Origin of the sequence: Sphingopyxis sp. MC1, assembly GCF_000371385.1 — a bacterium.
In the GTDB taxonomy this organism is placed as follows: domain Bacteria; phylum Pseudomonadota; class Alphaproteobacteria; order Sphingomonadales; family Sphingomonadaceae; genus Sphingopyxis; species Sphingopyxis terrae.
In genome coordinates this window covers 280,397-295,149 of the sequence record NZ_AOUN01000003.1, presented here as the reverse complement: position 1 = coordinate 295,149, position 14,753 = coordinate 280,397, and the positions used below count along the sequence as shown (strand labels likewise).

The following is a 14,753-nucleotide window of genomic DNA, read 5'->3' as shown; positions in this document are numbered from 1 at the left end:
AGCCCGCCTTCGGTGCGAAGGCGGGCTTTTGCAGAAACGCCTTTGGCGCTTACTTCTTTTCGGGCGGCGCCACGGTGATGCGCACCCGTTCGCCCGAATTGCCGGGGAAGTTGGTGAACATCGCCTCGACCAGGTTGGGAACGATCTGCGTCAGGTCATTGTCGCGCGACTGCGCCTGCGCATGGCCTTCGAACAGCCGATAGCCGTCGGCGGCGCGGCTGATCTGCAGGTTGAGGTCGCTGGTGTAGACGGTGAAGCTTTCGACGTCGTTATAGCCCCAGCTCGGGCCGAAGCCGCCCCACATGAAGGGGTCGCGCCAGCCGTAGATATAGCGGCGTCCCCGCGGGCCGCGCACGATCACGGGCGGCGAATAGAAGCCGCGGCCGTAATAGCCGCCGTACCAGGGATTGCCGAAACCGGGCGAGGAAACGACGCGTTCGCGTCCCTTGTCGATGCCATAATCCATGCGCACGACCATGTCGGCCTTTTCGCCGGGGGCAGCGGGACGATAGCCATAGCGCGTCAGTTCACCCGCGACGAGCGTCGCATATTGACCGAACTCGATCCCGCCCTGCAGCCCCGGGTCATTCGCCTCGATCGCGAAGCTCTGCCCTTGCGGTGCGGGAAGCTGGGTCTGGAAGCGCGCGACATCGGCGCGGAAGGGCGTGGCGGCACAGCCGGCCATCACCAGCGCCGCGCCGGTCATGGCGGCGAGTCCCAGACGCCGAAAGATTGTCTTGCTCATCATCATGCTCCGTGATTCGGTGCGCGCACAGCACACACCGTTTATAGCATGACTACGCCGGTGCGGCTGAACCTTGGTTTAACCCGCTTCGTCGCAGCTCCGTTCCACGCAGACAATGACTTAGCGGCAAAGCCCTAAGACCTTATATGTGGTGTCGAGCGTCGGCTTTGCAAGCGCGCGCGCCTTGTCGGCGCCCTTGTCGAGGATCGCGTCGAGCGCCGCCTGGTCGTCCTTGAGCGCGACGAAGCGCGCGTTGATCGGCGCCAGCCGCTCGACCAGCAGCTCGCCGAGCGCCGGCTTGAACGCGCCGAAGCCCTGCCCGCCGAACTGTTGCAGCACCGCGTCGGTGCTCGAGTCGGCAAGCGTGGCGTAAATCCCGACCAGATTGCGCGCCTCGGGCCGCCCCTCCAGCCCTGCGGCCTCCGACGGCAGCGGTTCGGGATCGGTCTTCGCCTTCTTCACCTTCTGCATCATCGTGTCGGCGTCGTCGGTCAGGTTGATGCGGCTCATGTCCGACGGATCGGATTTGGACATCTTGGCCGACCCGTCGCGCAGGCTCATGATCCGTGCTGCGTCGGGCGGGATGATCGGTTCGGGCAGGGTGAAGACCGGGTCTTCCACGCTCGCATAGTCATTGTTGAACTTCTGCGCGATGTCGCGCGCCAGCTCCAGATGCTGCTTCTGGTCCTCGCCGACGGGAACGTGCGTCGCCTGATAGAGCAGCACGTCGGCCGCCTGCAGCACCGGATAGGTGTAGAGTGCCGCCGAGGCGCCCTCGCGATTCTTGCCCGACTTGTCCTTGAACTGCGTCATCCGGTTCAGCCAGCCGATCCGCGCGGTGCCGTTGAGCAGCCATTGCAGCTCGGCATGCGCGGGGACGCGCGCCTGGTTGAACAGGGTCGAACGGTCGGGGTCGATGCCGCAGGCGACGAGCGCCGCAGTCATCGCACGGGTGTTTGCGGTCAGATCGGCCGGGATGTGCGGCATCGAGATTGCGTGCAGGTCGGCCAGAAAGAACAGACAGTCGCCGCCTTCGCTCGCCACCTGATCCTGCATCCGCACCCAATTGCGGATCGCGCCCAGATAATTGCCGAGGTGCAAATTTCCGGTGGGCTGAATGCCCGAAACGATCCGCATGTCTTACTCCTGTGTTGGCGCGGGCTTGCCGCGGCGCCGCGTCAGCATGGCGACCAGATCCTTGTCAAGCGCACCGACAAGGAAAGCCACGGCGAAAAAGGTCGCGCCGCCCGCCAGCACGAGCACGGCGAGCGCGCCGACCCGTTCAGCGACATTGCCGCCATAATAGGGGGCGACGACGGGCATCAGCCAGACGAGCAGCGCCGACATCGCTGCGACCGCGACGATCTGCCGCGCGATCCGGCTCGCCAGCCGGGCGGTAAAATGGAACCAGCCGCGGCGGTGGAGCACGGCATAGAGCAGCAGGCAGTTGAAGCTTGCCGACGCTGCGGTCGCCCCGGCGAGCCCGACGATGCCATAGCGTTCGACGACATAGAGGTTGATCGCAATATTGAGGGTGAGCGCGGCGAGCGCGGTCCACACCGGCGTCCGCGTGTCTTCGCGCGCGAAGAAGCCGGGGTTCAATATCTTGACGATCACATAGGCCGGCAGCCCCGCGACCAGTGCCACGACGATATGGGCCATGATTGCGCCGTCGGCCGCGGTGAATTTGCCGCCGACGAAAAAGGCGGTGACGAAGGCGGGCGCGCAAATGGCAAGCGCTGCGGCGGCGGGCAGGGTGAGCAGCGTCGCCATTTCAAAGGCATTGCTCTGCAACCGCTGCGCCTCAGCGGCGTCGCCGCTGTGAATATGGCGCGACAGCATCGGCAGGATCGCGGTGCCGAGCGCGATGCCGACGATGCCGAGCGGCAACTGGTTGAGCCGGTCGGCGAGCTTGAGCAATGTCAGCGACCCCTGCGGCAGCGAAGTGGCGAAGAAGGTGTCGACGAACTGGCTGATCTGATAGATGCCCGCGCCGAACGTCGCGGGCAGGATCAGCATGCCCAGCCGCCGGACCTCGGGCGTCAGCCGCGGTAGCCGCAGATGCAGGCGCAGTCCGGCGCGGCGCACCGCCCACCAAAGATAGGCAAGCTGGGCGACCCCGGCGAGGCTGACCGAAACCGCGAGTGCGATCGCGACGATCCGGTCGTCGTGGCTGTCGCCGCGCAGCCACCAGCCGGTGATGATCCCGCCGATCAGCACGATGTTGAGGAGGACCGGCGCAAAGGCGCCGGGCGCAAAGCGCGACCGCGCGTTCAGCAGGCCCGACAGCATCGCGACGAGGCTGATCAGCGCCAGATAGGGAAAGGTGACGCGGCTGAGGAAGACCGCCAGCTCGAATTTGCCCGGAACGCTGCCGAAATCGCGCGCGAGGACCCAAACGATTCCCGGCATCGCTGCCATCATGACGCCCGAAAAGACGAGCAGCGTCCACAGGAAGACCGACAGAACATCGTCGGCGAAGCGCGCCGCCGCCGCTTCGCCGTCGCCTTCGCTGCCGTGCAGCGCGCGGCTGTACATCGGCACGAAGGCGACCGAGAAGGCGCCCTCGGCAAACAGGCGCCGAAAGGTGTTGGGCAGGGTGAAGGCGAGCTGAAAGGCGTCGGCCGCCAGCCCGGCTCCGAGCACGCGCGCGAGCAGCATGTCGCGCGCGAAGCCGAAGATCCGGCTGAGCAGGGTCAGCCCGCCGATCGTCCCGACGCTCTTGACCAGGCTGCTCATGCCGCCCCGCCGTCAACCACCGGGGTTTGCAAGTCGGATCAGGCCTGGCCGACCGGCGCGGCGTCGCCCGCCTGTTCGGCCTGCGCCTGCACCTGCTGCATGAACAGGCCGTGGAAATCGATCGGGTCGAGCAGCAGCGGCTGGAAACCGCCGTCGCGCACGACGTCGGCAACGACGCGGCGTGCGAAGGGGAACAGGATGCGCGGCGCTTCGGCGAGGAAGAAGGGCTGAAGCTGATCGTCGGGGACGTTGCGCACGCCGAACAGGCCCGCATATTTGAGCTCGATGACGAAGGCCGTGCCTTCGTCATGCTTGGCGGTGACGTCGATCTTCAGCGTCACTTCGAACAGATTGTCGCCGACGCCATCGGCGGCGATGTTGAACTGGACATCCATCTGCGGCGCCGACTGCCACTGGAAAACCGCCGGAGCATTGGGGTTTTCGAACGACAGATCCTTCACATATTGCGAGATCAGGCCGATCGCGGGGCTGGTGTCTTCGCCATTCGCCTGCGGTGCGGGATTGATGTCGATGCTGGTCTCGTCGGCCATGTCAGATGCGCTTTCGTTGAAACGATGGATGAAATGTGGGTCACCGTCCGCAGGCCGTGCAAGGCCCGCGTCAAATGGTTGCGGCGGCGCTTAGCAGCGGCGGCGCGCCAGCACAATGGCTGCAAGAGCCGCGGCCCGGCGCCTGGCGAAGGGACGAATCGTTGACCCGCCGCGATGGTGCGGTCATGGAGATTTGAAACATGTGCCGGCATCGCCTATGTAAAGGCGACGTCTTTACCCTTTGTCCGTATCGGATTTGCTTGTGACCGCTTTCTCGATCATCCTGCTCGCCATGATTGCCGCCTTCCTCGGCATGCGGCTCTATTCGGTGCTCGGCAAGCGGACGGGGCATGAGCAGGAACCCGTGATGCCGCGCCGCGACGACCGCGCCGCGCCGGCGCCGGTGCGGCTCGACGAAGCCGACGCCGCGGGCTCGTCGCGCGATCAGGCGCCGGTGAACAGCGGACTGGTCTATGAACCCTCTGCCGAAGCCGGTCTGCGCCAGTTGCTCGCGAGCGACCGCCACTTCGATGCCGGCCGCTTCATGGACGGTGCGCAGGCGGCCTATCGCATGATCCTCGAGGCCTTCTGGAAAGGCGACCGCGACACGCTGCGCGACCTGTGCGATGACGACAGCTACGAAGGCTTCATCGCGGCGATCGAGGATCGCGAAGAGCGCGGCGAAAAGCTGGAAAACCGCCTGATCGGGATCGATTCGGCCAAGATTACGGCGGTGGAACTCGGCCGCAATGAAGCGCGCATCACCGTGCGCTATCAGGCGGATATCAGCGCGGTGACGCGCGATGCCGACGGCAAGCTGATCGCCGGATCGATGACCGACGGGGTGCAGACCGACGATCTGTGGACCTTCCGCCGCAAGGTCGGCAGCAGCGATCCCAACTGGCTGCTCGACGAAGCCGACGTCGCCTGAGCGGCAGCAGGATGTTCCGGGGGGACGCCGTGCCGGATCGCAGGCCGCGCCTTCGCTGCGTCGGCCTCGCGCTTCTCTTGACCGTTCCGCTGCTGTCGGGCTGTGCCTCCGTGATCCCGGCGGCCCCCGGACCGCGCCCCGCCCCGGCGACAAACCCGGCACCGACACCGACTCCGGCCCCCACGACCGCCACCCCGCGCCCTTATCAGCCGCGCCCCTCGGTGCCGCCGGGCGCCGCCGCGAAGCCGATTCCCGCAACCCCCAATCCGCCGCTCGCCGCGCCGCCGGTTCCTGCGACCGCGACCAGCGCGGTCGAAAGCGGCGTCGTTGCCGGTCCCGAATATAATGCGCTGGGCGTTGCACCCGAACAGGCGACCGCCGCGCTGATCGCCTTCCGGCTGAGCTGCCCTTCGGTGCAGCGCCGTACCGATGCGAGCGGGCTCACGCAGCCCGGCGAATGGGCCGAGGCGTGCAGCGCCGCAAGCGGCTGGGCCGACCGCGATGCCGGCAATTTCTTCAGCCGCTATTTCGGCACGGTGCAGGTCGGTGCAGGCACCGCCTTCGTCACCGGCTATTACGAACCCGAAATCGCCGCCTCGCGGACGCGGCGGCCGGGCTATGACGTGCCGATCTACCGCCGCCCCGCTGATCTGGTTGACGTCGACCTCGGCCTGTTTTCGAAAGATTTGCAGGGCAAGAAGATCCGGGGCCGCGTCGACGGCAGCAATTTTGTCCCCTATTATGATCGCCTCGCGATCGAACGCGGCGCGCTCGCCGGGCGCGGCCTCGAAATCGCCTGGGCGGCCGATGCGGCCGAATTCTTTTTCCTGCAGGTGCAGGGGTCGGGGCGGCTGCGCCTGCCTGACGGCGGCGTCATGCGGATCGGTTACGACAGCCAGAACGGCCGCGATTATGTCGGCATCGGCAAGCTGCTGCTCGACCGCGGCGCGCTCCAGCCGGGGCAGGCCTCGATGCAGGGCATCCTCGATTATTTGCGCGCCGACCCGGTTCGCGGCGCCGCCGTTATGAACGAAAATCCGAGTTGGGTCTTCTTCCGCGAGCTGACCGGGCCAGGGCCGCTCGGCGCGCTCGGCGTGCCGGTCACGGGCCGCGCGAGCGTCGCCGCCGATCCCAAATATGTGCCGCTCGGCGCCCCGGTCTTCCTCTCGCTCGACCGCGCCGAGCCCAATGGGCTGTGGGTGGCGCAGGACACCGGCGGCGCGATCAAGGGCGCGAACCGGTTCGACAGCTTTTGGGGCGCCGGCGACAAGGCGCGTGCGATCGCGGGTGGCATGGCGGCGCGCGGTTCGGCGCTGATCCTGCTGCCGCGCGCCGCGGTCGCGCGGCTCACCGCCGCCGCGCGCTGACCGGCGATGGCGCGGCGCCTCGCTCCTGAAGAAAATGCGCTGTGGAAACGGGTCGCGGCCACGGTGAAGCCGCTCCACCGCGCACCGTCGCCGCTCGAACCGGCGGCGCCGCCGACGGTGCGGCCACCCAAGCCGGAGCCGCTCGGCATCGCCGCCGCGGCGCGGGCCCGGCCCGCCGCGCTCCCCCCGCCGCGCCGTACCCATGGGCAGGCGACGCTCGACAGCCATTGGGACCGGCGGCTGCGCAAGGGGCACGTCCGCCCCGACCTCAGCATCGATCTCCACGGCCACAGCCTTGCCTCGGCGCAGGCGCTGCTCGACGACGCGATCGGGCGGGCGCTGCTGCGCGGCGCGCGCGTGCTGCTCGTCGTCGCGGGGCGCCTGCGGCCGGGCGCCGACCGCTTGCCGCAGCCGCACGAACCGCGCCCGCGCGGCGCAATCCGCGCCTCGCTTGCCGACTGGCTGGCGGTGTCGCCCCATGCCGACCGCATCGTCGCGCTGCGCCCCGCGCACATCAGCCATGGCGGTGCGGGCGCGGTCTATGTCATCCTGCGGCGCAGCCGCGAGGATTAGGCGTCAGCGAAAGGCGCGGTCCAATATGCCGCGATAGATGGCCGTCAGATTGTGCAGGTCTTCGACCGCGACCGCCTCGTCGAGCTTGTGCATCGTCGCATTGGTCAGCCCGAATTCGACCACCGGGCACAGCGCGTGGAGGAAGCGCGCGTCAGAGGTGCCGCCGGTCGTCGACATGTCGGCCTCGATGCCCGTCTCGGCCCGGATCGCTTCGGCGACGAGCGACGACAACGCGCCCGGCGGGGTCAGAAAGGCCTCGCCCGAAATCTTGCCGATCACCTTGGCCGCGGGCTCGACATCCTGCGCGATGCGCTCGACCATCGCGACCAGATCGGCGCCCTTCTGCTGGTCGTTGAAGCGGATCGACAGCCGCGCGCGCGCCGATGCCGGAATCACGTTGGTCGCGCCATTGCCGACCTCGAGGTCGGTGAACTCGATGTTCGACGGCTGGAACCAGGCGGTCCCCTCGTCGAGCGTCACCGTGTCGATCGCCGCCAGGATGCGCACCAGCTTGGGAATCGGATTGTCGGCCAGGTGCGGATAGGCGACATGGCCCTGCGTCCCCGGCACGTCGATCCAGATATTGACAGATCCGCGCCGGCCGATCTTCACCATGTCGCCGAGCCGGTGCACCGATGTCGGTTCGCCGACGACGATCATGTCGGGCTTCACGCCGCGCGCATCCATATGCTCCATCAGCGCGCGGGTGCCGAAGATCGCCGGGCCTTCCTCGTCGCCGGTGATGATCAGGCTGACGGTCCCCGCGTCGGCGGGGGTTGCCGCCGCCGCGGCGACGAAGGCGGCGATCGAGCCCTTCATGTCGACCGCGCCGCGGCCGTAGAGCAGATCGCCGCGAATTTCCGGTGCGAAAGCATCGCCGGTCCAGCCGACGCCCGGGGGTACGACGTCGAGATGCCCGGCAAAGCCGAAATGCACCGGGCCGCTGCCCGCCCGTACCGCGAGCAGATTTTCGACCGGCCCGTCGGGTTCGATCCCGTCGATGAAGCGCTCGACCGTGAAACCGAGCGGGGCGAGCGCCGCCTCCAGCACGTCGAAAACGGCGCCGGTCGCGGGCGTGACGCTCGGCGCGGCGATCAGCGCCCGGGCAAGGTCGACGGGGTCGATGGTCATGGTCATGAGCGTCCTTTATCCGTTCGTGTCGAGCGAAGTCGAGACACCATTCGTCCGTGCGCTGCGCCGAGGGGCATCTCGACTTCGCTCGATGCGAACGGCAAAAGGGAGATCGGAGGACCGCCATGCCCAAGCTCGATCTCGACACCATCCCCCAGACGAACGCCACCGGCTATCCCGCCCCCTATGACGCGCCGGTGCAGGGGCGCTGGTACCGCCGTCTCGCGCCCGCGACGGGGCTTGCCGATTTCGCCGCGAGCCATGTCGTGCTGAAACCCGGCGCCTGGTCGTCGCAGCGCCACTGGCACGACGGGGAGGACGAGATGCTGGTGATGATTTCGGGCGAAGCCACGCTCGTCGAGGATGCGGGGCGCTGGCCGATGCGCGCGGGCGACATTGCGGTATGGCCGAAGGGCAGCACCAACGGTCATCATCTGATCAATGAATCGGGCGCCGACTGTGTCTTCGTCGCCTTGGGCGGCGGCAAGCTGCACGATACTGGCGGCGGCTATTCGGACATCGACATGCTGTTCACGCCCGACGGCTATTTCCACAAGGACGGCACGCCCTATCCGACGAAACGCCTGCCGTGACCGACGCCGACTGGATCGGCTTTGGCCTGGCGGTGCTGCTGATCGAACTGACGCCGGGCCCGAACATGGCGTGGCTCGCCGCGCTCGCGATGGGCGAGGGGCGCCGCGCCGGGCTCGCCGCGACCGCCGGGGTGGCGATCGGCCTGTTCGTCAACGCGCTCGCCGCGGCGCTCGGTATCGCCTTCATCGTGTCGGCCAGTCCGCTGCTGTGGCAGGTCTTGCGCTGGGGCGGCGCTGCCTTTCTGCTTTGGCTTGCCTGGGAAAGCTGGCGCGACGCGGGCGAAAATTCACCGGCGCTGATCGCCGCGCCGGGCCGGTCGCGGCATCATTTCCTCTCCGGGCTGGTGGTCAATCTGCTCAATCCCAAGGCGATGCTCTTTTACGTCGTCGTCATCCCGCGCTTCAATGGCGGGCAGGTGCCGGGCTTCGGCCTCGCCTTCGCGCTCGCGCTCGTCAGCATCGCGATCGCGACCGCAGTGCATCTGACCATTGTCGTGGCGGGGAGCCGGGTCGGCGGTTGGATTTCCGACCCGGCGCGCACCCGCACCGTTCGCCGTATCCTCGCGCTCGCGATCGTCGGGGTGGCGATATGGTTTGCGCTTACCGCAGGCCGCTGACCGCCCGAATTGCGCCGAAAGTGCGCCCTCGCCAACGGTTCGCCGCACAATCTGCTCATATGGACGGCGCGATCGCTCAACGGCCTTGCCGGACGATTTCAGGTGCAGAAAAGGGCGGCGGGAACTCGCGGGGGCGGCTCGGAATGAAGGAGTAGCGTAATGCGTGCAGTTTCCATGAAATCGAAGCGATTGTTGTTGCTGGCGATGCTTGCCGGCTCGGTCAGCACCGCGGTGGCGGTGCAGGCGCAGGATGCGCCCGAAAGCGACGGATCCTTGCTCGTAACCGGTGCCGCGCCGCCCGATATGGCGCAGATGGCCGAAGGCCCGAAGGTCGAAGGCATCATCTCGGCGCGCAGCGGCGACCGGATGCAGGTGACGACCGCCGACGGCAGCAACACCGTGATCACCATCGCCGATGCCACGACGATCAAGTCGAGCGGCGGCTTTCTGGGCCTGAACCGCGACAAGCTTGGTGCCGAAGCGCTGCTCAACGGCCTTCCCGTGTCGGTCGAGACGCGCCAGTGGGACGGCGGGCTGGTCGCCAGCCAGATCGATCTCAAGAGCAAGGATCTGCGCACCGCCTCGATGATTCGCAACGGGACCGATCAGCGGTTCGCCGAACAGACCGCGGCCACCGAAGCGCTGCGCGGCCGGATGGGCGACATCGACCAGTATAATGTCAAAGCCACGACGACGGTGAATTTCGACACCGGCCAGTCGGTCCTGTCGCCGCAGGCGAAATCCGACCTGTGCGCCGTCGCGCAGCAGGCGGAAAGCATGGACAATGCCCTGCTGCTCGTCGTCGGCTACACCGATTCGACCGGCAGCGAGGAACTCAATCAGCAGCTCAGCGAAAAGCGCGCCGGGCGCGTGGTGAATTATCTGCAGCAGGCGTGCGGCTGGAAGCCCTATCGCATGCTCACGCCGACCGGAATGGCCGAAGCCGATCCGGCAGCGAGCAACGACACGGTCGAAGGCAAGGCGCAGAATCGCCGCGTGGCCGTGAATATCCTCGTCAGCAAGGGGCTCGACGGCCTCTAAGCCAGACGCGAGCGGGGCGGGTTCGCGCCCGCCCCGCCTCATCGGCGGGCGCGAAGGGGTTGCCGCGGCGCAGCGTCGGCGCCACATCTCGCGCATGTCGCTTCCCGCTCCCTTCGCCGGCTGGTTCGCGCACCGCGGGTGGCGGCTGCGGCGGCACCAGGCCGACATGCTCGCGGCGGCGCAGCGCGGCGAAAGCGCGCTGCTCGTGGCGGCGACCGGCGCCGGCAAGACATTGGCCGGCTTTCTCCCCAGTCTGATCGACCTTGCGGCCAACTCGTCCGACCGGTTGCACACCCTCTATGTCTCGCCGCTCAAGGCGCTGGCCGCCGATGTCGAGCGCAACCTGCTCGGCCCGATCGCCGACATGGACCTCGACATCAGCGTCGAAAGCCGGAGCGGCGATACCAGTTCGGACAAAAAGGCGCGCCAGCGCAGTCGGCCGCCCAATATCCTGCTGACCACCCCCGAATCGCTGTCGCTGCTGCTGTCCTATCCCGACAGCTTCGCGATGTTCGCCGATCTGAAGACGGTGGTCATCGACGAAATCCACGCCTTCGCGACCGGCAAGCGCGGCGATCTGCTCAGCCTCGCGCTCGCGCGCCTCGAACGCATCGCGCCGGGGCTGCGGCGCGTCGGCCTGTCGGCGACGATTGCCGATGCGGACGCCTATCGCGCCTGGCTCGCGCCCGAGGGCGATGCGACGCGCGTGACGCTGGTCGAGGGCGAGCGCGGCGCCGATCCCGACATTTCGATCCTGTTGCCCGAAGGCGCGGTGCCGTGGGCGGGGCATTCGGGACGCTATGCGGTGCATCAGGTGATGGCCGAAATCGCGAAGAACCGCACGACGATCATCTTCTGCAACACGCGCGGGCTGGCCGAGCTGATTTTCCAGGAATTGTGGAAGGTCAACGATCTGTCGTTGCCGATCGCGATCCATCACGGCAGCCTCGACCGCGAGGCGCGCCAGCGCGCCGAAAACGCCATGGCCGAGGGGCGATTGCGGGCGCTCGTCGCGACCTCCAGCCTCGATCTCGGGCTCGACTGGGGCGACGTCGACTGCGTGATCCAGATGGGGGCGCCCAAGGGTTCGTCGCGGCTGCTCCAGCGTATCGGTCGCGCCAACCACCGGCTCGACGAACCGAGCCGGGCGCTGATCGTGCCGGGCAATCGCTTCGAATATCTCGAGGCGCGCGCCGCACTCGACGCGGTCGAGGCGGGCGAGCGCGATGCCGATCGCTTCCGTCCCGGCGCGCTCGACGTGCTGGCCCAGCATGTCATGGCGCTCGCGTGCGCCGCACCCTTCCGCGAAGAGGATCTGCTTGTCGAAATCCGCGGTGCGCAGCCGTATCGCTGGATCGACGCGGCGCTCTTTGCGCGCCTGCTCGGCTTCGTTCGCGACGGCGGATATGCGCTCAAAAGCTATGACCGCTTCCGCCGCCTGGCACCCGACGGGCAGGGCGGCTGGCGCATCGCGCACCCCCGGCTCGCGGCGCAGCACCGGCTCAACGCCGGGATCATCGTCGATGCCCCGACGCTCGACGTGCGCTTCAAGAACGGGCGGCGCCTCGGCAGCGTCGAGGAATATTTCGCGAGCACGCTGACCGCGGGCGACACCTTCGCCTTCGCCGGCCTCAGCCTCGAGGTCGAGACGATCCGCGATACCGACCTCATCGTGCGCGCAACGACGCGTCCGGCGCGCATTCCCTCCTATGTCGGGGCGCGGATGGCGCTGTCGACGCGGCTCGCCGACCGGGTGCGCGCCTTCCTGGCCGATCCGGCGAGCTGGCGGCGCTTTCCAGAGGATGTGCGCTTCTGGCTCGAGATGCAGGCGCTGCGCTCGGTGCTGCCGCGCCCCGGCGAGCTGCTCGTCGAAACCTTCCCGCACGAGGGCGCGCATTATCTTGTCTGCTATCCGTTCGAGGGGTGGAACGCGCATCAGTCGCTCGGCATGCTGCTGTCGAAACGGATGGAGCGCGCGGGGCTCCAGCCGCTCGGCTTCGTCGCTTCCGACTATGCGCTCGCGCTCTGGTCGCTGAAGCCGGTCGCGCATCCCGAGGCGCTGTTCGACGCGACCATATTGGAAGGCGAATTCGTCGAATGGGTCGAAAATTCGCACCTCCTGAAGCGCGCCTTCCGCGAGGTTGCGGTGATCGGGGGGCTGATCGAACGTCAGCATCCGGGCAAGCGCAAGACGGGCAAGCAGGTGACTTTTTCGACCGACCTCATTTTCGACGTCCTGCGCAAATATGAACCCGATCATCTGCTGATCGAAGCCGCCTGGGCCGACGCGCGCGAGCGGCTCACCGATGTCGCCCGGCTCGGCGACCTGCTCGACCGCGCTGCGGGGACGATGGTGCACCAAAGGCTCGATCGGATCAGCCCGCTCGCGATCCCGGTGCTGGTGCTGATCGGGCGCGAAAATGTAGCGGCCTCGGACCTCGACGACGCGCTGCTCGGCGAGCTCGCCGATACGCTCGCGGCAACCGCGATGGGGCGCGAATGACGGGGTTGGTCGCACGATTGCTGAAAATCGCGAAGAGGCGTATTATGAGCGTATAACAATAAAGAGAGGATGCCGCCATGAAGCATAATGTGCATCGCCCCGCGCTGATGGCGTTGTTGCTCGCCGCACCGCTGTTGATGGGATCGGCCCAGCCTGCCGGCGCGCCAGCGGCGCCCGAAGCTCCTGCTGTTCCACCGGCCGCCGCGGATCCAACTCCCGATATGGTCGTCGACCCCGCAACCGGCACGCTCATTCCCTTCATTCAGCCTTTCGATCTTGATGCGACGCGGCGCATGGCAGTCGAGGTCACGATCGGCGGGCAGGGGCCTTTTTCGTTCTTAGTCGATACCGGCGCCGAACGGACCGTGATCGCCCGCGAACTGGCCGCCCGACTCAAGCTGGCGCCGGGCGAACAGCTCCGGCTGGCTACCATCGGCGGCTCTGCGACCGTCCCCAGCTTTCGGGTCGCCGCCCTGCAAATGACCGACCTTGAGATGACCGGCTTGGTCGCGCCCGCCTTCTACGGTCGCCATATCGGCGCCGCCGGCCTGATCGGCGTCGACATGCTCGAAGACCGGCGCGTCCTGATCGACTTTCGCAAGCAGCACATGGAGATACTGGCAACGCGCAAGCGTGCTGCACCGATTATCCGCGACGACGACGCCATTGTCGTTACCGCGCGCAATGCCGCGGGCCGCCTTATCCTGTCCGACGCCCGGCTCGATGGAAAGCGCATTGACCTCATCGTCGATACGGGCGCGCAGACGAGCGTCGGAAATCTGGCGTTGCAGCGGCTGGTTGCGGCGAGGCGTGCCAACCGCGTGCCCTTTGTCGAGACTACGCTGAGCGCCGTGACTGGCGAGGCGGTCCCTGCGACGCGGACGGCGATCAAGCGCATTACGGTCAAGGGTCTGGACATCAACGACTTGCCCGTTAGCTTCGCTGACAGCCAAGCCTTTCGGGCGCTGGGTCTTGATGATCGGCCGGCGTTGCTGCTGGGGATGGACAGCATGTCACTGTTTGACCGGATCGAGATCGATTTCCCCAACCGCCGCGTCGTCTTCGATTTGCCGAGCGGGGCGAACCGCGAGACCGGTCAGCGTTTCGCGCTCAACAATGCGGCGCGCGGGAGCTAACAAAGCGATCGGTCCGCGGCGCTTGCCCGCGGCGGGATAGCGCGCCATAGCGGCGCGATGCCGCCCGCGCCCGCCTTCGACTTTGCCGGCCAGACCTTTCACCTGCTTGCCGAACGGGCGCTGTTCTGGCCGCGGCACGGGGCGCTGATCGTCGCCGACCTGCATCTCGAAAAGGCGAGCTGGTATGCCGCGCGCGGCCAGCCGCTGCCGCCCTACGACAGTCAGGATACGCTCGACCGGCTGACCGATCTTGCGCGGCGGACGGGCGCCCGCGCGATATGGTGTCTCGGCGACAGTTTTCATGATCGAACCGCGGACGAGCGCATCGCGCCGGCGGCGGCGGACCGGCTACGCGCGCTGGCGGCGATGACCGAACTCGTCTGGGTCGCCGGCAATCACGACGGGCTGACCGGCGGGGCATGGGGCGGGACGATCGCCGACGCGCTTTGCGTCGACGGCATCGTTCTGCGCCACCAATGCTGTCCGGACGAGGTGCGGCCCGAGATATCGGGGCACTTCCACCCCAAGCTGCGGCTGCAGCTTCGCGGCCGCCCCGTCTCGCGCCCCTGCTTCGCGCATGACGCCAAGCGCTTGATCCTGCCCGCCTTTGGTAGCCTGACCGGTGGCCTCGACGTATTCGACCCGGCGATCGCTGCCAATTTCGCCGGTTGCTATCATGCGGCGCTGAATGCGCAGGGGCGGCTGCTCGCCTTTCCCTCGACCGCGGCGACCCGCGATGACGCTACGGCAAGCAAAAGGGCGGCGGCGCGATAGCGGCCCGCGGCGGCGTGTAGCGCCTTGGCCGGGCTGTGGCCAAAAAGCATCA

The 14,753-nt window shown here is 67.6% G+C and carries 14 protein-coding genes; 9 read left to right on the top strand and 5 right to left on the bottom strand.

From position 1 onward, the window contains the following. Nucleotides 1–49 precede the first annotated feature (49 nt). The 4 genes from EBMC1_RS05240 to secB form a co-directional block, all read right to left on the bottom strand. Nucleotides 50–751 (bottom strand): DUF4136 domain-containing protein, encoded by a 702-nt coding sequence (locus EBMC1_RS05240; protein ID WP_003041673.1) that lies wholly within the window; start codon nucleotides 749–751, stop codon nucleotides 50–52. A gap of 114 nt (nucleotides 752–865) precedes the next feature. Beyond that, a complete protein-coding gene (trpS, locus tag EBMC1_RS05235; protein WP_003041672.1) occupies nucleotides 866–1,882 on the bottom strand; it encodes a tryptophan--tRNA ligase in 1,017 nt (338 codons plus the stop codon). Between the two features lie 3 nt (nucleotides 1,883–1,885). Beyond that, nucleotides 1,886–3,484, bottom strand: coding sequence for a murein biosynthesis integral membrane protein MurJ (murJ, locus tag EBMC1_RS05230; RefSeq protein ID WP_003041669.1), 1,599 nt, complete (start codon nucleotides 3,482–3,484; stop codon nucleotides 1,886–1,888). 38 nt (nucleotides 3,485–3,522) lie between these two features. Further along, a complete protein-coding gene (secB, locus tag EBMC1_RS05225; RefSeq protein ID WP_003041665.1) occupies nucleotides 3,523–4,035 on the bottom strand; it encodes a protein-export chaperone SecB in 513 nt (170 codons plus the stop codon). Between the two features lie 262 nt (nucleotides 4,036–4,297). On the opposite strand from secB, the gene EBMC1_RS05220 reads away from it, so the two are divergent. Genes EBMC1_RS05220 through EBMC1_RS05210 form a run of 3 tightly spaced genes read left to right on the top strand, consistent with a single transcriptional unit; the run spans nucleotide 4,298 to nucleotide 6,906 of the window. Next, complete coding sequence (locus EBMC1_RS05220) at nucleotides 4,298–4,966, top strand: Tim44/TimA family putative adaptor protein (RefSeq protein WP_156000979.1); 669 nt, start codon at nucleotides 4,298–4,300, stop codon at nucleotides 4,964–4,966. A gap of 11 nt (nucleotides 4,967–4,977) precedes the next feature. Then, entirely contained in the window at nucleotides 4,978–6,333 is a 1,356-nt protein-coding gene (mltA, locus tag EBMC1_RS05215; protein WP_081611139.1) for a murein transglycosylase A, read from the top strand. Nucleotides 6,334–6,339: 6 nt separating this feature from the next. After that, nucleotides 6,340–6,906: a Smr/MutS family protein gene (locus tag EBMC1_RS05210; protein WP_003041655.1), complete on the top strand. Its 567-nt coding sequence runs from the start codon at nucleotides 6,340–6,342 to the stop codon at nucleotides 6,904–6,906. A 3-nt stretch (nucleotides 6,907–6,909) separates the two neighbouring features. Here EBMC1_RS05210 and dapE read toward each other — a convergent pair whose 3' ends face one another. Beyond that, a complete protein-coding gene (dapE, locus tag EBMC1_RS05205; RefSeq protein WP_003041652.1) occupies nucleotides 6,910–8,043 on the bottom strand; it encodes a succinyl-diaminopimelate desuccinylase in 1,134 nt (377 codons plus the stop codon). A 119-nt stretch (nucleotides 8,044–8,162) separates the two neighbouring features. Here dapE and EBMC1_RS05200 point away from each other — a divergent pair, with 119 nt between their 5' ends. The 6 genes from EBMC1_RS05200 (at nucleotide 8,163) to pdeM (ending at nucleotide 14,701) form a co-directional block, all read left to right on the top strand. Next, nucleotides 8,163–8,630 carry a cupin domain-containing protein gene (locus EBMC1_RS05200; protein WP_003041650.1) on the top strand — a complete coding sequence of 156 codons (468 nt, stop codon included), beginning with the start codon at nucleotides 8,163–8,165 and terminating at the stop codon, nucleotides 8,628–8,630. Next, nucleotides 8,627–9,247, top strand: coding sequence for a LysE family translocator (locus EBMC1_RS05195; protein WP_003041647.1), 621 nt, complete (start codon nucleotides 8,627–8,629; stop codon nucleotides 9,245–9,247). Before EBMC1_RS05200 ends, EBMC1_RS05195 begins: the two co-directional genes overlap by 4 nt. 159 nt (nucleotides 9,248–9,406) lie before the next feature. Then, complete coding sequence (locus EBMC1_RS05190) at nucleotides 9,407–10,288, top strand: OmpA family protein (protein ID WP_003041644.1); 882 nt, start codon at nucleotides 9,407–9,409, stop codon at nucleotides 10,286–10,288. A gap of 94 nt (nucleotides 10,289–10,382) precedes the next feature. Next, nucleotides 10,383–12,791, top strand: coding sequence for a ligase-associated DNA damage response DEXH box helicase (locus tag EBMC1_RS05185; protein ID WP_003041642.1), 2,409 nt, complete (start codon nucleotides 10,383–10,385; stop codon nucleotides 12,789–12,791). A 77-nt stretch (nucleotides 12,792–12,868) separates the two neighbouring features. Further along, a complete protein-coding gene (locus EBMC1_RS05180) occupies nucleotides 12,869–13,927 on the top strand; it encodes an aspartyl protease family protein (protein ID WP_003041640.1) in 1,059 nt (352 codons plus the stop codon). A gap of 57 nt (nucleotides 13,928–13,984) precedes the next feature. After that, nucleotides 13,985–14,701, top strand: coding sequence for a ligase-associated DNA damage response endonuclease PdeM (pdeM, locus tag EBMC1_RS05175; RefSeq protein ID WP_003041636.1), 717 nt, complete (start codon nucleotides 13,985–13,987; stop codon nucleotides 14,699–14,701). Nucleotides 14,702–14,753 lie beyond the last annotated feature (52 nt).